Origin of the sequence: Plantibacter sp. CFBP 8775 (assembly GCF_014839505.1) — a bacterium.
GTDB classification, from domain to species: Bacteria; Actinomycetota; Actinomycetes; order Actinomycetales; family Microbacteriaceae; genus Plantibacter; species Plantibacter auratus.
The window spans coordinates 1,063,063-1,081,292 of record NZ_JACYNV010000002.1 but is presented as its reverse complement, the minus strand read 5'-3'; the positions used below and the strand labels follow the sequence as shown (position 1 = coordinate 1,081,292).

The 18,230-nt window shown below is 67.6% G+C and carries 16 protein-coding genes; 13 read left to right on the top strand and 3 right to left on the bottom strand.

Features of this window, described 5'->3' with window-relative positions; translation table 11 throughout:
• The first annotated feature begins 78 nt into the window (after positions 1-78).
• Entirely contained in the window at positions 79-489 is a 411-nt protein-coding gene (locus IFR14_RS17365; protein ID WP_079706722.1) for a DUF5684 domain-containing protein, read from the top strand.
• A gap of 24 nt (positions 490-513) precedes the next feature.
• On the opposite strand, the gene IFR14_RS17360 is transcribed toward IFR14_RS17365, so the two are convergent.
• Positions 514-1,671: an AAA family ATPase gene (locus IFR14_RS17360; RefSeq protein WP_191941753.1), complete on the bottom strand. Its 1,158-nt coding sequence runs from the start codon at positions 1,669-1,671 to the stop codon at positions 514-516.
• 320 nt (positions 1,672-1,991) lie between these two features.
• On the opposite strand from IFR14_RS17360, the gene rplJ reads away from it, so the two are divergent.
• From rplJ to IFR14_RS17335, 5 genes are all read left to right on the top strand, one after another.
• On the top strand, positions 1,992-2,510 hold the full coding sequence (gene rplJ / locus IFR14_RS17355; RefSeq protein ID WP_079706724.1) for a 50S ribosomal protein L10: 519 nt from the start codon (positions 1,992-1,994) through the stop codon (positions 2,508-2,510).
• Between the two features lie 78 nt (positions 2,511-2,588).
• Positions 2,589-2,972 (top strand): 50S ribosomal protein L7/L12, encoded by a 384-nt coding sequence (gene rplL, locus IFR14_RS17350; RefSeq protein WP_056014124.1) that lies wholly within the window; start codon positions 2,589-2,591, stop codon positions 2,970-2,972.
• Positions 2,973-3,301: 329 nt separating this feature from the next.
• Positions 3,302-3,445 (top strand): hypothetical protein, encoded by a 144-nt coding sequence (locus IFR14_RS17345; RefSeq protein WP_153303516.1) that lies wholly within the window; start codon positions 3,302-3,304, stop codon positions 3,443-3,445.
• 140 nt (positions 3,446-3,585) lie between these two features.
• Complete coding sequence (locus tag IFR14_RS17340; RefSeq protein WP_064294532.1) at positions 3,586-4,047, top strand: MarR family winged helix-turn-helix transcriptional regulator; 462 nt, start codon at positions 3,586-3,588, stop codon at positions 4,045-4,047.
• Entirely contained in the window at positions 4,044-5,342 is a 1,299-nt protein-coding gene (locus IFR14_RS17335) for an MFS transporter (RefSeq protein WP_191941752.1), read from the top strand. The genes IFR14_RS17340 and IFR14_RS17335 overlap by 4 nt, the downstream gene beginning before the upstream one ends.
• A 113-nt stretch (positions 5,343-5,455) precedes the next feature.
• On the opposite strand, the gene IFR14_RS17330 is transcribed toward IFR14_RS17335, so the two are convergent.
• Complete coding sequence (locus tag IFR14_RS17330) at positions 5,456-6,505, bottom strand: LacI family DNA-binding transcriptional regulator (RefSeq protein WP_191941751.1); 1,050 nt, start codon at positions 6,503-6,505, stop codon at positions 5,456-5,458.
• A 298-nt stretch (positions 6,506-6,803) separates the two neighbouring features.
• Between IFR14_RS17330 and IFR14_RS17325 the strand changes: the two genes are divergently transcribed.
• From IFR14_RS17325 to IFR14_RS17315, 3 genes are all read left to right on the top strand, one after another.
• Complete coding sequence (locus tag IFR14_RS17325) at positions 6,804-8,117, top strand: ABC transporter substrate-binding protein (protein ID WP_137243883.1); 1,314 nt, start codon at positions 6,804-6,806, stop codon at positions 8,115-8,117.
• A gap of 127 nt (positions 8,118-8,244) precedes the next feature.
• The gene (locus IFR14_RS17320) at positions 8,245-9,378 is read left to right on the top strand and encodes a carbohydrate ABC transporter permease (RefSeq protein WP_137243882.1); all 1,134 of its coding nucleotides are present in this window, start codon (positions 8,245-8,247) and stop codon (positions 9,376-9,378) included.
• Positions 9,375-10,349 carry a carbohydrate ABC transporter permease gene (locus IFR14_RS17315; protein WP_079706730.1) on the top strand — a complete coding sequence of 325 codons (975 nt, stop codon included), beginning with the start codon at positions 9,375-9,377 and terminating at the stop codon, positions 10,347-10,349. Before IFR14_RS17320 ends, IFR14_RS17315 begins: the two co-directional genes overlap by 4 nt.
• A gap of 343 nt (positions 10,350-10,692) precedes the next feature.
• On the opposite strand, the gene IFR14_RS17310 is transcribed toward IFR14_RS17315, so the two are convergent.
• Complete coding sequence (locus tag IFR14_RS17310) at positions 10,693-11,310, bottom strand: endonuclease domain-containing protein (protein ID WP_191941750.1); 618 nt, start codon at positions 11,308-11,310, stop codon at positions 10,693-10,695.
• 502 nt (positions 11,311-11,812) lie between these two features.
• On the opposite strand from IFR14_RS17310, the gene IFR14_RS17305 reads away from it, so the two are divergent.
• The 4 genes from IFR14_RS17305 (at position 11,813) to IFR14_RS17290 (ending at position 18,169) form a co-directional block, all read left to right on the top strand.
• Entirely contained in the window at positions 11,813-13,702 is a 1,890-nt protein-coding gene (locus tag IFR14_RS17305) for an ABC transporter ATP-binding protein (RefSeq protein WP_191942131.1), read from the top strand.
• A 110-nt stretch (positions 13,703-13,812) separates the two neighbouring features.
• Complete coding sequence (locus tag IFR14_RS17300) at positions 13,813-16,050, top strand: adenylate/guanylate cyclase domain-containing protein (protein WP_198425066.1); 2,238 nt, start codon at positions 13,813-13,815, stop codon at positions 16,048-16,050.
• Positions 16,047-17,468 (top strand): mechanosensitive ion channel domain-containing protein, encoded by a 1,422-nt coding sequence (locus IFR14_RS17295; RefSeq protein WP_124767334.1) that lies wholly within the window; start codon positions 16,047-16,049, stop codon positions 17,466-17,468. The genes IFR14_RS17300 and IFR14_RS17295 overlap by 4 nt, the downstream gene beginning before the upstream one ends.
• 86 nt (positions 17,469-17,554) lie before the next feature.
• Positions 17,555-18,169, top strand: coding sequence for a GntR family transcriptional regulator (locus IFR14_RS17290; protein ID WP_191941749.1), 615 nt, complete (start codon positions 17,555-17,557; stop codon positions 18,167-18,169).
• The last annotated feature ends 61 nt before the right edge of the window (positions 18,170-18,230 follow it).

Genomic DNA, 18,230 nt, shown 5'->3' with positions numbered 1-18,230 from the left:
CCGGGGTGCGACCCGCGCGCTACATTCGTCGGATGAGGCGGTCGGTCGACCGCGATGACGACAAGGAGCGCCACCACCGTGATCGACACCATCCTGCTCGCCGCTGACGACAACGGTCGTGCCGCCATCGAGTTCATGAACGCCCCCGCCAACGTCTTCGGCGGCATCATCGGCTACGCGCTGTTCGTCGCCTCCGTCTGGGGGATGTTCGAGAAGTCTGGCCGCTCCGGCTGGACCGCGATCATCCCGATCTACAACTGGTACGTCGTCGTGAAGCTCGCCGGCTTCACGGGTGCGGCGACCATCCTCTACTTCATCCCGCTCGTGAACATCGTGTTCGGGTGGATCGTCGGATGGCATATCGGCAAGCAGTTCGACAAGAGCACGGTGTTCCGGATCTTCGGACTCGTCCTGTTCCAGCTGATCGGGTTCTTCATCCTCAGCTACGGTTCGGACCGCTACCTGGGCAAGCAGGCCGACCGCGCCTAGCCGGCGGTCACCTGGGCCGGACGCTCACCGCGACGGCCAGGCCCACGGCGGCGTCGACAGCAGGCCCTGATCCTCGACGGTCGTCTCGCCGAGTCGCTTCACCAGCCGGTGCTCATGCACCTCGCCGGCCTCGAGCATGGCCTCGATGAGTGGGCGGGCGTGGGAGACGACCACGAGCTGTGTGTCGGCGCTCGCCGCGGTGATGAGCCGAGCCAGCTGGGGGAGGAGGTCGCCGTGCAAACTCGTCTCGGGTTCGTTCAGCACCATGAGCTCGGGCGGGCGCGGAGTGAGGAGCGCCGCGACGAGCAGCAGGTAGCGGAGCGTGCCGTCGGACAGCTCGCCGGCCGAGAGCGGACGGAGCATCCCGGGCTGTTCGAGCTCCAGTCGGAACACCCCGTCGTCGGCGCGCACGCGCAGCACGCTGCCGGGGAACGCGTCGTCGACGGCGGTGTCGAGCCGGTCCCGACCGCCGGACTCGATGATCGTCTGCACCGCGGCGGCGAGGTCCGCGCCGTCGTGGCCGAGGACCGGCGTCCTCGTGCCGACCTGTGGCGCACGTGCGGGGGCGTCGCGGTCGGTCCGGAACTGGTCGTAGAACCGCCAGCCGCGCACCTGGCCGCGCACGCGGAGGACCTCGGGCGTCGCGTCGGCGTCCGAGAACTCGGTGAGGATGCTCTCCGCGGTGCCGAGCGTTCGACCGATCGGACGCCACGACCCGTCGCGGACCCGGACCGCCGGACCGTGCCGGTCGACGAGCAGGCTGCTCGGTTTGGCCAGTGCACCGGCGAAGATCTGCTCCCGCTTGATCTCGGGGTCGCGGCCGAACAGCGTCGTGGACGGCTGCGGGATCCCGAGGTCGATGAGATACCCCAGCGTGTCCGTCGCGAACCCGAGTCGCAGGCTGATCGGACCCGTGCGGCGCGTGCCCTGGACCGGGACGGAACCGTCGACCATGGCTCGACTCACGTGCTCGGGGCCGGCCCAGAGCGTCGAGGAGAGCCCGCCGTCGCGCGCGAGGGATCCGACGACATCGCCGTCGCCCGCACTCGCGAGGAGTCGGAGTGCCCGGTAGAGGTTGGACTTGCCGGTGCCGTTCGCGCCGGTCACGACGTCGAGGCCGTGCAGCGGCAGCACGGTGTCTCGGATGGAACGGTAGCCGGAGATGGCGAGCGTCTGGATCATGGCTCCATGGTGCCGGTCGCCTCGGACATCCGGACGGGCGGTCGTGAGCGCCCGGTGCACGCCTGTCGGAACGGGGCCGGGGGTGTGTTATGGTTGTCGAAACCAAAGACCGCCGGTCACTGTCGCGTGCAAACGAGACAGTCGAAGGTTCTCATGACGAGACGTCCAGCGCAGGTGTATGAAGATCTGATCGAGGCTCGCCTCTCCCCAGCTCCGTGCGCTTGCGCCGGAGCTTTTTTCATGCCCGAACCCTTCGCCGTCCCGGCGGTTGGTGTGTGCGGCCTCCGCTGCATGCATTCAAGATTCGAAAAGGAGTGGCCATGGCGAACAAGGAAGCCTCGGTTGCCGAACTCACGGAGAAGTTCCAGAGCTCGACCGCCGTTCTGCTGACCGAGTACCGCGGCCTCACTGTTGCTCAGCTCAAGAACCTGCGCAAGAGCATCAGTGCGGACGCAACCTACGCCGTGGTGAAGAACACGCTGACCAAGATCGCGGCGAACAACGCCGGCATCTCGTCGTTCGACGACGAGCTCGCCGGTCCGTCCGCGATCGCATTCGTGCACGGTGACCCGGTCACCGTCGCGAAGGCTCTTCGTGACTTCGCCAAGGCAAACCCTCTCCTCGTGGTCAAGGGCGGTTACTTCGACGGTAACCCGCTGACCGCTGAAGAAGTCGGCAAGCTCGCCGACCTCGAGTCCCGTGAAGTGCTGCTGGCAAAGCTTGCCGGCGCCGTCAAGGCCTCGCTGTTCGGAGCTGCCTACCTCTTCAACGCACCGCTCTCGAAGGCCGTTCGCACGGTCGAGGCGCTGCGCGAGAAGCAGGAGTCCGCGGCCGAGTAATTCGGTTCCGCGAACAATCAACCCCGTACCTGTCCGCCGCGTGATGCGGTTGCAGGGCATGAAACAAGGAGAACAATCATGGCAAAGCTGTCAAACGAAGAACTGATCAACGCGTTCAAGGAGCTCACGCTCATCGAGCTCAGCGAGTTCGTCAAGCTGTTCGAGGAGACCTTCGAGGTCACCGCTGCTGCTCCCGTCGCCGTCGCCGGCCCGGCTGCTGCTGGCGCTGCTGTCGAAGAGGTCGAAGAGAAGACCGACTTCGACGTCATCCTCGAGGCTGCTGGCGACAAGAAGATCCAGGTCATCAAGACGGTCCGCGAGCTCACCTCGCTCGGCCTCGGCGAGGCCAAGGCTCTCGTCGACGGCGCTCCGGCTGCCGTCCTCGAAGGCGCCAACAAGGAAGCCGCTGACAAGGCGAAGGAAGCCCTCGAGGCTGCCGGCGCCACCGTCACGCTCAAGTAGTCGGTCCCCTGCGGGGGACAACCACTGGGCTGGCGACCGACTCCGGTCGGTCGCCGCTGACGATCGCGGATCTTCTTGAGACGAGTGCTGCACGCACTCGGCAGAGACATCCGTGATCGGAGGGCATCGCCCCCGATTCGTTCGGGAGCGGTGCCCTCCGTCAGTTAACCGGGGGGCCTGCGATTCGTCGCGTCACTCCACACGGACGCGGATGCTCTGCACCCGTCGACGACGTTCGTCGACGGTTCACGCAGGTATCCGCGTCGTCGTCCCGCTCCGTGTGAGCGCGGGCCGTCGGTGCGGTGCCCGAATCGGGAGAACCCACCACCATGAACACCCACGCACGCTGGCGTGCAACCATCACCTGGATCCGAGCCCAGCTCGCATCCGCCTTCACCGAGTCGGAACGGGCGAGCGACGCCCACCCGCCCGATCCGCGGGTCAGCCAGTCCTTCACCACCTGGATGCGCTGACCGGTTCACAATTCAGGTCCGCCTGGGCGAGTCCCGCCCTGCGGGAGGCTCCCGGTGCCGACACGCCGGGAGCCTCCTGAATGGTGATCACCGGACTGCGTGTGCAAATGCATAGCCTGGCTATGTATACTGGATGGATCATGACCGAGAACCGCACGCATTCACCCCTGCACACCATCCTCGGCGACCTCATCACGGCATCGCACCGGCTCACCCGCCTTGCCGCCCAGGCCACCGGATCCTCCGAATCGCCCGCCGTCTGGCGCACGCTCTCCGTGCTCACCACGGTCGGCCCCGTCCGGGTCGGCGAACTGGCCCGCCAGAGTCGGGTGTCCCAACCCACGATGACGAAGCTCGTGCAGAGCCTCGACGAGCGCGACTGGATCAAGCGGATCGCCGACGTCGACGACCACCGCGCGTGGCTCATCGCCATCGCCCCCAAGGGGACGGCCGCCCTCCTCGCCTGGCGGGACGAGCTCACCGACGCCCTGGAGCCGGCCTTCACCGACCTCGAGGACGACGACCTCGCTGCGATCGCCAGGACGGTCGAGATCATCCAGGCCCGCGTGGCCGTCGAGGTCGCCTCGGAGCTGACGGCATGAGCGCCGACACCAGCGCACGAACGTCCTCCGTGCCCACTCCCACGGCGTCGAGCCACGGCCACGGCGCCGGCCACAGTGCAGGCCTCGGCGGCATCCTGCACCAGCCGAAGGCCGTCTGGGCGGTCGCCTTCGCGAGCGTCATCGCCTTCATGGGCATCGGCCTCGTCGACCCGATCCTCCCCGCGATCGCCGAAGACCTCCAGGCGACGCCGACCCAGGCCGAGATGCTCTTCACGAGCTACCTGCTCGTCACCGGCGTGGCCATGCTCTTCACGAGCTGGCTGTCGAGCCGGATCGGTGCCAAACGCACGCTCCTCATCGGACTCGCACTCGTCGTCCTGTTCGCGCTCCTCGCGGGCCTGTCCGACTCCGTCGGTGCCGTCATCGGCTTCCGGGCCGGCTGGGGCCTCGGCAACGCGCTCTTCATCTCGACGGCACTCGCCACCATCGTCGGAGCCGCAGCGGGCGGCCGCGCCAACGCGATCATCCTGTACGAGGCCGCACTCGGGCTCGGCATCGCGATCGGTCCACTCCTCGGTGGTCTCCTCGGCGGTATCGGCTGGAAGTGGCCGTTCTTCGGCACGGCGACGCTCATGGCCGTCGGGTTCATCGCGATCGTGACCCTGCTGAAGACCGAGGGACCGAAGCCCGCGCCGCTCAAGCTGTCCGCGCCGTTCAAAGCGCTGGCGATCCCGTCGCTGGGCATCCTCGCGGCAGCAGCCCTGTTCTACAACATCGGCTTCTTCACCCTGCTCGCCTACTCGCCGTTCCCGCTCGGCCTCGATGCGATGGGTCTCGGGTTCACCTTCTTCGGGTGGGGTGTCGCGCTGGCGATCACGAGCGTGTTCGTCGCACCGCTGCTCACGGCTCGGATGCGCCGCACCTCCGTGATCAAGCTGGTCCTGCCGTTGCTGGCGCTGGACCTCGTCGCGGCCGGACTCCTCGTGCAGTCCACCACCGGCCTCATCGTCTGCATCGTCGTCGGCGGGCTCCTGCTCGGCGTCATGAACACGGTGCTGACCGAGTCGGTCATGGAGGCGACGGACCTGCCGAGCAACGTCGCATCCTCGGCCTACTCGTCCGTACGGTTCCTCGGTGGGGCCATCGCGCCGCCGGCCGCCGCGGAGATCGCGAAGCTCCTCTCGCCCGCCGCGCCCTACTACGTGGCCGCAGGCTCGCTCATCGTCGCGGTCCTCATCGTCGTCCTCGGTCGCAAACACCTCGCCCGCGTCGACGGCCCGGTGGAGAGCGAGCTCGACGAGGCCATCGCGATCACCGCAGCCGACGCGAGCTGATCCGACCCGTCACCGCGCCCCACTGACGCGAGCGCTCCCCTCCGGGGGCCCGCGCTCACGTCGGTGGGGCGCGCTCGCGTCAGCGCACCGCGCTGGGAGCGCAGCCGGGGTGTCTACTCGGCGGACTCGGGGCGCGTCGTGGTCTGTCGGATCACCAGACGCGTCGGCCAGCGCACCTCGGAGACGGCGCTGCCCGGCTCCTCGGAGTCCGGGGCCTGCGCGCGTTGCTCGTCCTCCAGGTCCTGGAGGAGGATCTCGACGGCATGCCGCCCCTGCGCTCGGGGCTCCTGCTCGAAGGTGGTGAGCGCGAACATCTCCGCATAAGAGTGCCCGTCGATCCCGATGACCGACAGCTCCGCCGGAACGGTGATCCCGAGGCGTCGTGCGGCGATGATGATGCCGATCGCCACCTCGTCCGTCGAGGCGAACACCGCCGTCGGGCGGATCCTCGCATCCCGGAGCAACTGCGCCGCGGCTTCGTATCCGCCCGGCAGCGAATGGACGGCGGGCAGGACGTGCACGGCCGAGGTGAGCCCTGCCTCCTCCATCGCCGCCAGGTAGCCGGCCAGGCGCCTGCCGTGCACGGTGTCCGTCTGGAGCTCGGCGTCGTGACCGGTGATGTGGGCGATGCGCGTGTGCCCGAGTGTCATGAGGTGTTCCGTCGCCTCGCGCCCGAGTGCCTGGTCGTCGATGTTGATGGAGTGGGCCCCGCGGATGTTGCCGCCGATCGACACCAGTGGACGGGGGTTGGCGAGCAGGCGCGCGATCTCGTCCTGCGAGGCCTCGATCCCGATCGAGATCATGCCGTCGAAGCGCTTGTTCGTGAGGTAGGCGTCGAAGATCCGATCGCGTTCCGGGGAGTCGGGCGGCAGATGGTGGAGTGTCAGGTCGTATCCCCGCGCACGGAGGGCTCCCTCGGCGCCTTCCAGGACCTCGCCGAAGTACCAGCGGTTGAGAAACGAGGTGAGGACGCCGATGGCCAGCGTGCGTCCGGTGGACAGGCTCGCGGCGATGGGCGAGGCGACGTACCCGATCGTGGCCGCGGCCTGCACGACCCGTTCCCGGGTCTCGGCCGACACGTATCCGCGCCCGGTGAGCGCTCGCGAGGCCGTCGCTTTCGAGACGCCGGCGAGGGCCGCGACATCACTGATGGCACCACTCATGCCGACTCCCTCCGTTGGGTAGCACCACCATAGCGAATCTGGAACAGACCTGGAACTGTCGACTGGAACCGATCCATAACATCTGGAACACGAATGGTCCGCCCAGGCGTGTGATTTCGGTGGGAGCGCTCTCACTGTCTATTTCGTTATGTTCTCGTGCTTGCATCCTGTCGCCGGGTGAAGTACTTTGACGCATGGAAACGGTTCCGCATCCGGACCGATTCCGCACCAGTGCATCATCGGAACGGCTCGACCCTGGAGACGTTCGAACCTGCAGCACTCAATGAGGAGGACACAGATGAGTTTCATTCGGACCCGCCGGACGGCCCTGCCGCTGGCCGTCCTGGCCGTCGCGGGCGTCGCGCTCACCGCTTGTTCAGGCGGATCGGGCAGCAGCGGCGGTGGCGACGACGACAAGACCGTCACCATCTACGGGACGATCGCCGACACCGAGGCGAAGCTGCTCGAGGAGAGCTGGGCCGACTTCGAGAAGGACAGCGGCATCACGATCAAGTACGAGTCCTCCAAGGAGTTCGAGTCGCAGATCGGTATCCGCGCCCAGGGTGGTAACCCGCCCGACCTCGCGATCTTCCCGCAGCCCGGCCTCCTGGCCGACCTCGCCAAGCGCGACTACCTGAAGCCCGCGCCCGACAGCGTCAAGGCGAACATCGAGAAGTACTGGTCGACGGACTGGGCCGCCTACGGCACCGTCAACGACACCGTCTACGGCGCGCCGCTCATGGCGAGCGTCAAGGGCCTCGTCTGGTACCAGCCGGCCAAGTTCAAGGAGTGGGGCGTCGAGGTCCCGAAGACCTGGGACGAGCTGCTCACGCTGACCAAGACCATCCAGGAGAAGACGGGTTCCGCACCCTGGTGCGCCGGCTTCGGCTCCGGCGACGCCTCGGGCTGGCCCGGCACCGACTGGATCGAAGACCTCGTCCTGCGCCAGCAGGGCCCGGACGTCTACGACGACTGGGTGGCCAACAAGGTCAAGTTCACCGACCCGAAGATCAAGGAAGCGTTCGACTCGGTCGGCGAGATCCTCAAGAACCCGGAGTACGTGAACGCGAGCTTCGGCGACGTGTCCTCGATCAACTCGACCGAGTTCGGTGACGTCGCTCCGGCGCTCGCCTCCGGCGCCTGCGCACTGCACCACCAGGCATCGTTCTTCTCCGGCTTCCTCGAGGACGCCGGCGCGACCGTCGCCCCCGACGGTGACGTGTGGGCCTTCGTGACCCCCGGCATCAAGGAGGGCGAGACCGCTGTCACCGGTGGTGGCGAGATCGTCGGCGCGTTCAGCGACGACGAGAGCACCGTCAAGGTCCAGGAGTACCTCTCGAGCCCTGAGTGGGCGAACAAGCGGGTCAAGCTCGGCGGCGTCATCTCGGCCAACAACGGCCTCGACCCGGCGAACGCCTCGACCCCGATCCTCAGCCAGGCGATCGAGATCCTGCAGGACGAGAAGACCACGTTCCGCTTCGACGCCTCCGACCTGATGCCCGGTGCCGTCGGCGCCGGAACCTTCTGGAAGGGCCTCGTGAACTGGATCAACGGCGACGAGACCGACCAGGTCCTCAAGGACATCGAAGCCGGCTGGCCCTCCAGCGAGTAATCGATATCCGGAACTGCTGCTCATGAGCGGAAGCGCCGGAGGGTGATCACCCTCCGGCGCTTCCGCCTCGGCAGTGGAACCCCCTAGGGTTCACTCAGGGTCCAACGCCGTACTCGAAAGGCCAGCTATGTCAGGTTTCCTCAACTGGTTGGGCGGACTCCCACCGCTCGCCCAGATCCCGATCGTCGTCATCGCCTTCGGTGCGGTGGTGGCCCTCCTCCTCTTCTTCGTGGACATCGCGCCACGCAAGGGCACCCTCTACACGGTCATCCGTCTGGCGTTCTGCGTCCTGGTGCCCGTCGTCGTCGTCCTCTTCTTCGGCTCGTTCCTGTGGGCCGCGGCCGTCGCAGCCGTCCTGGGTGGCGTGCTCTTCCTCCTCGACTACCGGTCCAAGAAGGGCGTCGGGTACCTCGTCCAGCTCGTCGGCTTCCTCGCACCGGCGTTCCTGCTGCTGCTGATCGGCCTGATCCTGCCGTCGATCAACACGACGATCGCCGCGTTCATGTCGGCGTCCGGTAAGAACTTCGTCGGCCTGAACAACTTCATCTGGCTGTTCACGCAGCCGAGCGCGATCCGCACCGTGATCAACACGATCATCTGGGTGCTGCTCGTCCCGGCGCTGTCGACGGCCTTCGGCCTCGCCTACGCGGTGTTCATCGACAAGTCCCGCGGCGAGAAGTACTTCAAGATCCTCGTCTTCATGCCGATGGCGATCTCCTTCGTCGGCGCATCCATCATCTGGCGCTTCATCTACGCCTACCGTGAGGCCGGCGCGACCCAGATCGGTCTGCTCAACCAGATCGTCGTGTGGTTCGGCGGCACCCCGGTGCAGTGGCTGCAGAACGAGCCGTGGAACACGCTGTTCCTCATCGTCGTGCTCATCTGGGTGCAGACCGGGTTCGCGATGGTCGTCCTGTCCGCCGCGATCAAGGGTGTCCCGACCGAGCAGATCGAGGCCGCCGAGCTCGACGGCACGAACGGCTGGCAGCGTTTCACCAACGTCATCGTCCCCGGCATCCGCTCCTCGCTGGTCGTCGTCGTCACGACGATCTCCATCGCGTCGCTGAAGGTCTTCGACATCGTCCGCACCATGACCGCCGGCAACAACGGCACCTCGGTCATCGCGAACGAGATGTACACCCAGTTCAAGAACTTCGAGAACGGCCGGAGTGCGGCGTTCGCCGTGATCCTGTTCATCCTCGTGCTGCCGATCGTCATCTACAACGCACGGCAGATCAAGAAGCAGAGGGAGATCCGATGAGTGCTGTGCAGCCGATCGAACTACCGATCGACGAGTCCACGAAGGACCAGCTCGCGAAGGGTGAACGCGGCATCGAGGCTGCGAGCCGACGGACGAAGAAGCGGCTCACGAGCCGTGGCGCGACCATTGCGGCCGTCGTCATCGCCGTGCTGTGGACGATCCCGACCTTCGGTCTCTTCGTCTCCTCGTTCCGGCCTGAGCAGCAGGTGAAGACCACCGGTTGGTGGACGATCTTCTCCGACTTCCAGGTCACCATCGACAACTACGTACAGGTGCTGCAGGCCGGCAACTCGACGCTGAACCTGGCGGGTTCGTGGGTCAACTCGATCGCCATCGCGGTCCCGGCGACCCTGATCCCGCTGGTGGTGGCGAGCCTCGCGGCGTACGCGTTCGCGTGGATCGACTTCCGCGGCAAGAACTTCCTGTTCATCCTCGTGTTCGCGCTGCAGGTGGTGCCGATCCAGATGGCGCTCGTCCCGCTGCTGTCGACCTTCTCCCGTGGCCTGAACATCTTCGGTCTGCAGGTCGGCGAGGGACTGGACGCGAGCGGCACCTTCGCCCAGGTGTGGATCGCCCACACCATGTTCGCGCTGCCGCTGGCGATCTTCCTGCTGCACAACTTCGTCGCGGAGATCCCCGGCGAGGTCATCGAAGCGGCGCGCGTGGACGGCGCGGGTCACGGTCAGATCTTCTTCCGGATCGTGCTGCCCCTGACCATGCCCGCCATCGCGTCGTTCGCGATCTTCCAGTTCCTGTGGGTGTGGAACGACCTGCTGGTCGCGCTCATCTTCGCGGACGGCGAGGTCGCACCGATCACGAAGCTACTGGCGGAGATCACCGGCACGCGTGGCAACGAGTGGCACCTGCTCACGGCCGGCGCGTTCATCTCGATCCTCGTCCCGCTCGTCGTGTTCTTCGCGCTGCAGCGGTACTTCGTCCGCGGGCTCCTGGCCGGTTCGACGAAGGGCTGACCTGACACGCGGTTCGATCCTCCGATCGACAGCGTCGTCGGTGCGCGAACGCCCCGGGAGCTCACGCTCCCGGGGCGTCCGTGCGTCTGCGGGTCATCTGGTCTGGTTCACAATTCAGGTGAGCCTCGGCGTGTCGGACCTGCCGCCGGGAGACTCAGTCAGGCTCGCCGAATCCGTCCTGAATTGTGAACAAGGAGACAGGTGTGGGAGTTCGACGGCAGTGTTCACAATTCAGGAGAGCCTCGGCGTGCCCCGCCCGATTGACCGGGTTGTGGACGCAACACTCCGCGGACATCCTGAGTTGTGCACCGAGAGCAACGGCACATCGAACGACCAGTAGAGGTCACGATTCGGCGAGAGCCGAACGAATGGCTCCTTCGACGGCGTACCAGTCGTCCATGACCATCCGGTAGGTGAATCGGAGGACGCGGTACCCGCGGATCACCAGCATCGCGTCCCGCCAGCGGTCGTGCTCGTGAGCATCTGGCGTGTCGTGGAACTCACGTCCGTCCCACTCGATCACGATCCGTCCCGCCAGGACGAGGTCGACCCGTCCTACCCCATCGATAAGTACCTGGTGGACTCCGCGGATGCCCGCACGCTCGAGGCGGATCCGGCCGATGGTCTCGAGGAAGCTGTGGCAGCCGCTCTCTCGCCGGGGGAGGGCGTCGAAGAACCGGCGGGGGAGTTCCCGCAGCCAGTCCTCGAGATGAGCTGCGCCGCGTGGATCGACGTTGATGAAGGAGTCGAATGCGGCGACGGCGAGGTCGGGATGCTGGCAGGCTGCGATCTGCAGGGTGGTCTCGTACGGCGAGGTCAGGAGCTTCGGTCGGTCATCTCTGGAGAGGGGCGAGTGCCAGTGCAGAACGAGACCTTGCAGGTCGCGGAACTCCTCGCCACTGGGGTAGGTCGTCCGGTCATCGGGATGGCGGAGTCGTGAGGCGTTCTCGGTGAGGCTCACATGCAACTCACCCCTCCGAGCAACGGCCCAGCCGTAACGCTCCGCGGCTGAAACACAGCCCAGTCGCCCGCCCACCCGTACGGCCCGGATCAAGGCTGGATCTGCGGCGGGTGCCGCGTACCAGCCACGGCGTGGTCGGACGAGGAGTCCTGTCGCCACCGCGAAGGTCAGTTGTCGCCCCGTGAAACCGTGGTCGATCAGTTCACGCCGAGTCGCCACCTGTCCCAGGTGCTCTACGGCGGTCGCGAGTCCGATCATCGCTCCAGCGTCCTCGTGTCGCATCCGCTGCGATGACGCACGCCTGCGCCGATGTGCACCGATGACCGGTTCGACCGGTTGTGGAGCACGCTCGTGTCGGTTCACAACTCAGGATCGGGGACGGCGTGTCGGCCAGCAGGCACACAAACGGAGGCGAAACGCCGAGCCACTCCTGAGTTGTGAACCGCGGGACGGGGAGAGGGGCGGGAGGGACGGTGGGCGGGGATAGGGTGGCGGGATGAGCATGCACGGCGGACGGGGCGGGCCACGCGGTGGTGCACCCGGCGGCGGCGGACCTCGCGCGGGCAGCCGTGTCAGCGGTGGCGACATGGCGGCGCAGAAGGCGCTCAACGCCGAGGCGCCCAGGATCCCGAACCTCGGCAAGCGCATCGTCGCGCTGTTCGTGCCCTTCCGCGCCAAGATCATCCTCACGATGGTGCTCGTCGTCATCGGTGCCGCCCTCGCGGTGCTCCCTCCGCTGCTGGTCAAGCAGGCGTTCGACGTCGGTCTGTTCCCGACCGACGGTGGCAGTCCGAACCTCGTCGCCCTCGCGGAGATCGTGGGCGTGATGGTGGCGCTGTTCATCATCGCCGCCCTGCTCGGCGTCTGGCAGACCTACCTCACCGCGACCGTCGGCAACAGTGTCATGGGCGCCCTGCGCATCAAGCTGTTCTCGCAACTGCAGGCGATGGAACTGAGCTTCTTCACCCGCACGAAGACGGGCATCATCCAGTCGCGCCTCCAGAACGACGTCGGTGGCGTCGCGAACGTCCTCACCAACACCGTCTCGAGCGTGCTCGGCAACACCGTGACGGTCATCTCCGCGCTCGTCGCGATGCTCATCCTCAACTGGCAGCTGACGATCGTCGCCCTCATCCTCATGCCGATCCTCGTGATCGCGCAGCGCCGTGTCGGTCAGGTCCGCGCACGGATCGCGACGAAGACCCAGGAGTCGCTGTCGGAGATGACCGCGATCACCCAGGAGGCCCTGAGCGTCTCCGGCGTGCTCCTCGCGAAGAGCTTCAACCGCCAGGACACCGAGGTCGAGCGCTACAGCGCCGAGAACCGCACCCAGATCCGCCTCCAGGTCAGCCAGGCGATGAGCGGTCAATGGTTCTTCGCGATGGTGAACATCTTCCTGTCGTCCATCCCCGCGATCGTGTACCTCGTGGCCGGCTGGCTCATCACCGGCGGCGCGGTGGACGTCACCGCCGGCTCGATCGTGGCCTTCACCACTATCCAGGCCCGCCTGCTGTTCCCACTCATGGGCGTCATGCGCGTCGCCCTCGACCTGCAGACCTCCGGCGCCCTCTTCGCGCGGATCTTCGAGTACCTCGACCTCAAGCCCGCGATCGCCGACCGCCCCGGCGCCGCACCGCTCCCGAGCGTCGCACCGCAGATCCGCTTCGACGATGTCACCTTCCGGTACGCCGACGCCCAGGACGACTCGACACCCACCCTCGACGGCGTCTCCTTCACGATCGAACCCGGACAGTTCGCCGCGTTCGTCGGACCGTCGGGAGCGGGCAAGACGACCATCTCCTACCTCATCCCGCGCTTCCAGGAGGTGTCGGGCGGCCGGGTCATGGTGGCGGGCGCCGATGTCCGCGACGTCACGCAGGAGTCCCTCGTCTCCCGCATCGGCATCGTCAGCCAGGAGACCTACCTCTTCCATGCGACGATCGCGGAGAACCTCCGCTACGCGAAGCCAGACGCGACCCTCGCCGAGCTCGAGACCGCCTGCCGCGCGGCGAACATCCACGAGACGATCGCTCGCTTCGAGGACGGCTACGACACGCTCGTCGGGGAACGCGGCTACCGCTTGTCCGGCGGCGAGAAGCAGCGCATCGCCATCGCGCGCGTACTGCTGAAGGACCCGGAGGTACTCATCCTCGACGAGGCGACGAGCGCCCTCGACACGATCTCCGAACGGGTCGTCCAGGTCGCCCTCGATGATGCGACCCGCGGACGCACCACGGTGTCGATCGCCCACCGCCTGTCGACCATCGTGCATGCCGACGTCATCTTCGTCCTCGACCGCGGGCGCATCGTGGAGCGCGGCACCCACCAGGACCTGCTCGCCGCCGGCGGCGTGTACGCGACCCTCTACGCCCAGCAGGCCGTCACCGTCTGAGCGGTCCAGCCCATTGTGCGCGTGTGGCACGGGTGGCTAGAGTGAGCGCCATCGTGACCCCCGAAGGAGGGGGTGACCGTGCACCGCCGGATCGAGTAGGGGACTCGTCGATGACCGCAGCTGTGGACGCACCATCCGGACCCTCGCCAGACGGCGCCGCGCCGACAGGCCGGTCTGGCCCGCCGATTCCACCGGCACCCTCCTCGGCCGCCAGATCCCGCAGGTTCGGCCGCGGACGGTTCGGTCGCCCCGGCTTCAGCATCCAGTCGAAGCTGCTCGTCATGCTGCTGCTCGTCAGTGTGGGGGCGTCGATCGTCACCGGGATCGTCGGCTATCTGTCCGGCAGTGACTCGCTGCGCCAGGCGTCCTTCGAGCGGCTGACCGAGGTCCGGGAGTCCCGCGCCCGAGAGATCACGAACTACTACGACCAGACGCGCGACTCCCTCGTCGTCTACACCCGGGGAACCACGGTGGTCGACGCGATGAACGGTTTCCACGACGCCTTCCACGAGTTGGAGGAGCAGCCGGTGGACCCGGCGCGCGCGTCGACGGTGACGTCGTTCTACGAGGACACGTTCGCGCCGGAGCTCGCCGAACGCACCGGTGACGAGGCGGATCCCGCCGCGTTCATTCCGACGAACCCGGCCGAGACCTACCTGCAGTCGGTGTACACGCCGGGCGACCTCGACTACGACACCGCCATCACCGTCGACGACGCCGGTGACGGGAGCGCCTGGTCGGCCGTGCACGCGCAGTACCACGACTACTTCCGCGAGATCATCGACCGCTTCGGGTACGAGGATGCCCTGCTCATCGACGACGAGGGCGACGTCGTCTACAGTGCCTACAAGGGTCCGGACCTCGGTACGAACGTCCTGACCGGCCCCTACAAGGGCGGGGTGCTCGAGGACGGCTTCACCGCGGCGCTCCGGTCGAACGCGATCGACTACGTGGGCATCACCGACTTCGAGCGCTACCAGCCGTCGCTCAACGTCCCGACGCAGTGGATCTTCTCACCGGTCGGCGAGAACGGTCGGGTCGACGGGGTGATGGCGCTGCAGGTCCCGATCGGGGCGATCAACGACATCATGACCGGCTCCGGCCAGTGGGAGCAGGACGGCCTGGGGGAGACCGGTGAGACGTACCTCGCCGGGCCCGATCAACTCATGCGCTCGACCTCCCGTCTGCTGATCGAGGATCCGAAGGCGTACGAGCGGGCCGCGGTCGCCGCCGGCACACCGCCGGAGACCGCCGCGCGTGCCGTTGCCGTCGCGGGGACGATCCAGATCCAGCCGACCCGCACCGTCTCGGTCGAGCGTGCGCTCGCGGGCGAGACCGGCACGACCATCGGACGCGGCTACCTCGGCGAGGAGAACCTGACGGCGTACACACCGCTCGACATCGACGGTCTCCAGTGGGTGCTCGTCGCCCGGGTCGACGCCGCCGAGGCCTTCGCGCCGGTGACCGACTTCACCCGCAACCTCGTCATCTCGGTGCTCGCCATCGTGGTCGTGGTGTCGTTGCTCTCCCTGCTCCTGGCGCAGGTGTTCGCCCGGCCGGTGCGGGCACTCGTCGGCGCGGTGCGGCGGGTGGCCGGTGGCGACTACAGCGTCGAGGTGCCGAACACCCGACGCGACGAGTTCGGTGACCTGGGCACGGCCTTCAACGACATGAGCCGCAGCCTGAGACTCAAGCAGGAGCTCATCGAGGAGCAGCGAGCGGAGAACGAGAAGCTGCTGCTCACCCTCATGCCGGCGTCGGTCGCCAAGCGCTACAAGAACGGTGAGGAGACGATCTCCGAGGTCCACCAGGACGTGTCCGTCATCTTCGCCGACCTCGTGGGGTTCGACGACCTGACCCGCGGCCTCGATCCGGAGCGGGAGCTGTCGATGCTCAACGCGCTGGTCCGCAGCTTCGACGAGGCGGCCGAACGGCTCGGGATCGAACAGGTGCGGACGCTGCGGGAGGGGTATCTCGCGAGCTGCGGGCTGATCGTCCCACGTGTCGACAACGTGCGTCGGACCCTCGACTTCGCGCTCGAGATGCGCACGATCGTCGAACGCTTCAATGCGCAGCACCAGGCGAACCTCACCCTGCGGGTCGGCGTGGACGCCGGTGTCGTGACGAGCGGCCTCGTCGGCCGGACGAGCCTCGCCTACGACATGTGGGGTGACGCGGTCAGTCTCGCCAACCAGGTGCAGTCGGTCTCCGGGACGGCCGGCATCTTCGTCAGTCAGCGGGTACGTGACCGTATGCAGGACACCGTCGCCTTCGAGGCCGCCGGCACCGTGGAGACGCGCGGCGGTCCGCAGGCCGTCTGGCAAGTCGTCTCGGGGCCGAAGTCATGACGCAGGTGTGGCAGGAGGCTTGGTTCCCCTGGGCCGTGGCGCTGGCCGTCGGCGTCCCCGTGCTGCTCATCGTCCTGACCGAGGTGCTCGGTGCGCTCAACCGCCGGAAGCATGCGGCGGCGAAACCGATCCGTCTGCTGCGCAACTACGTGGTGCCGGTCGGCGCGGTGTTCGCGCTCCTCGTGTTCGCCACAGCGCGGGCGGACGACAGCACCTGGGTGCGGATCGTCGGCACCCTCCTCGGGTTCCTCGTGATCCTGCTCATCCTCTCCGCCTTCAACGTCGCCCTGTTCGCGAACGCCGAGGAGGGGTCGTGGCGTGACCGGATCCCGTCGATCTTCGTCGATCTCGCGCGGCTGGCCCTCATCCTCATCAGCCTCGCGATCCTGTTCTCCTGGGTGTGGGGAGCCGACATCGGCGGGCTCGTCACCGCGCTCGGCGTGACGTCGATCGTGATCGGCCTCGCCCTGCAGAACGCGGTCGGCGGGGTCATCTCGGGACTGCTGCTGCTGTTCGAGCAGCCGTTCCGTCTCGGCGACTGGCTCGACACGGGAAGCGTCCGCGGTCGCGTGGTCGAGGTGAACTGGCGTGCGGTCCACCTCGACACCGGCAACGGCATCCAGATCGTGCCGAACTCCTCGCTCGCGGGGGCGTCGTTCACGAACCTCAGCCAACCGGTCGGTGCGTACACCGCGAGCGTCGAGGTGACCTTCTCGACCGATGACCCGCCGGACGACGTGCTCCGGCTGCTCCGCGAGGTCGGATCGGGCCTGCCGATGCTCGAGCCGGGGGACGTGGTGTCCGCGTCCTACCTCGGCGCAGCGCGTTTCTCCGTCACCCTGCCCGTGTCCGGGCCTTCCACCGCCGACGCCGCCGTCGCCCTGTTCCGCGCCTGGCTCTGGTACGCCTCGCGGCGCCGCGGTCTCGCGCTCGACGGCGACGGCTCCGACCCGGTCGCGACGCCGGAGCGCTTGCGGAGTGCCATCGCCGAATTGGCGCCGACCCTCCACGCGCGGGAGGAGGACTACGACGAGCTCGCCCGGACGTGCACACTCGAGCGGTACGGGCCGGGGGAGACCATCCAGCAGGCGGGCACGATCCCCGGCGCGATGCGGTTCCTCGTCGAGGGTGGCGTCCATCTCGCCGTGCCGACGACGGACGGGCTCATCACCTTCCAACGACTCGGCGTCGGCGACTTCATCGGCCAGACGGCGCTGACGAGGGAGGTCGCCATGGCCGCCGCGATTGCCGACGGCACGACCCTGGTCCTGCGGATGCCGCTGTCCACCATCGACCAGCTCGTTCGCAGTAAGCCCCGCCTGGCTCAGGAGATCGGTGCCTCGATCGACAACAAGCACCGGCAGGCACAGGCGGCGCTCGCCGAGGCGGGGATCGTCCGCGGTACGATCGGCCGGTAGCCAGCAGCCGTCCCCAGCCGAGCGAGGAACCGATGCCGAACCCCGATGGACCGTCCGGGTCGCGGCCGTCGCCTGTCGGCGATTCCGTGACCGAGCGGATCCGCAACGCGATCTACGACGGGACGCTCGCCTCGGGCGAGCTGCTCATCGAGGAGGAGCTCCGGGAGTGGCTCGGCGCGCCGACGGACGCGATCGTCGGAGCACTCCGGGAACTCGAACGCGTCGGACTGGTCGAGACGGCACCGCAGCGGCACACCCGGGTCGCGCAGCCACGGGCCGAGGACCGGACAGCCGTCCTGCAGACCCTCGGAGCGCTCGTCAGCGGCGTCGTCCGGGTCACCGTCCCGACCCTGACCGCGGGGCAACGGGCCGAGCTCCTGGCGTTCGTCGAGCACACGATGACCACGGTGACGGCGCAGGACGCGGATGCGCACGGCCGCTGCGTCTGGGGGCTCGTGGACCGGTTCCTGAAGCACTGCGAGAATCCGGTCCTCGTCACGGCGACGAAGGACGTGATCGGCGCCCTGATCTACCGCGTCGCGGCGACGCGGTCGGCCGAGACGGTGGACTGGTCGGATCTGCGCGTCGGGTACCCGCACCTCCGCTCCGCGATCGCCTCGGGCGACGCCGTCGGCGCGGAGCTCGCGATCGAGCACGTCTTCCGGCTCCAGGTCCCGCTCCACGACCTGGAGGTGCACTGAGCGACGGCGACATGCTGACCTCGGGGCTGTCGCCGGTGGGACGCGGGGCAATAGTCTGCTG

What these genes read in the sequence shown, in the direction of transcription:
- IFR14_RS17295 (WP_124767334.1), top strand. Translation starts at nt 16,047, where the DNA reads ATGACGCAGGTGTGGCAGGAGGCTTGGTTCCCCTGGGCCGTGGCGCTG.
- IFR14_RS17340 (WP_064294532.1), top strand. Translation starts at nt 3,586, where the DNA reads ATGACCGAGAACCGCACGCATTCACCCCTGCACACCATCCTCGGCGAC.
- IFR14_RS17325 (WP_137243883.1), top strand. Translation starts at nt 6,804, where the DNA reads ATGAGTTTCATTCGGACCCGCCGGACGGCCCTGCCGCTGGCCGTCCTG.
- IFR14_RS17330 (WP_191941751.1), bottom strand. Translation starts at nt 6,505, where the DNA reads ATGAGTGGTGCCATCAGTGATGTCGCGGCCCTCGCCGGCGTCTCGAAA.
- IFR14_RS17320 (WP_137243882.1), top strand. Translation starts at nt 8,245, where the DNA reads ATGTCAGGTTTCCTCAACTGGTTGGGCGGACTCCCACCGCTCGCCCAG.
- rplL (WP_056014124.1), top strand. Translation starts at nt 2,589, where the DNA reads ATGGCAAAGCTGTCAAACGAAGAACTGATCAACGCGTTCAAGGAGCTC.
- IFR14_RS17335 (WP_191941752.1), top strand. Translation starts at nt 4,044, where the DNA reads ATGAGCGCCGACACCAGCGCACGAACGTCCTCCGTGCCCACTCCCACG.
- rplJ (WP_079706724.1), top strand. Translation starts at nt 1,992, where the DNA reads ATGGCGAACAAGGAAGCCTCGGTTGCCGAACTCACGGAGAAGTTCCAG.
- IFR14_RS17345 (WP_153303516.1), top strand. Translation starts at nt 3,302, where the DNA reads ATGAACACCCACGCACGCTGGCGTGCAACCATCACCTGGATCCGAGCC.
- IFR14_RS17305 (WP_191942131.1), top strand. Translation starts at nt 11,813, where the DNA reads ATGCACGGCGGACGGGGCGGGCCACGCGGTGGTGCACCCGGCGGCGGC.
- IFR14_RS17300 (WP_198425066.1), top strand. Translation starts at nt 13,813, where the DNA reads ATGACCGCAGCTGTGGACGCACCATCCGGACCCTCGCCAGACGGCGCC.
- IFR14_RS17360 (WP_191941753.1), bottom strand. Translation starts at nt 1,671, where the DNA reads ATGATCCAGACGCTCGCCATCTCCGGCTACCGTTCCATCCGAGACACC.
- IFR14_RS17315 (WP_079706730.1), top strand. Translation starts at nt 9,375, where the DNA reads ATGAGTGCTGTGCAGCCGATCGAACTACCGATCGACGAGTCCACGAAG.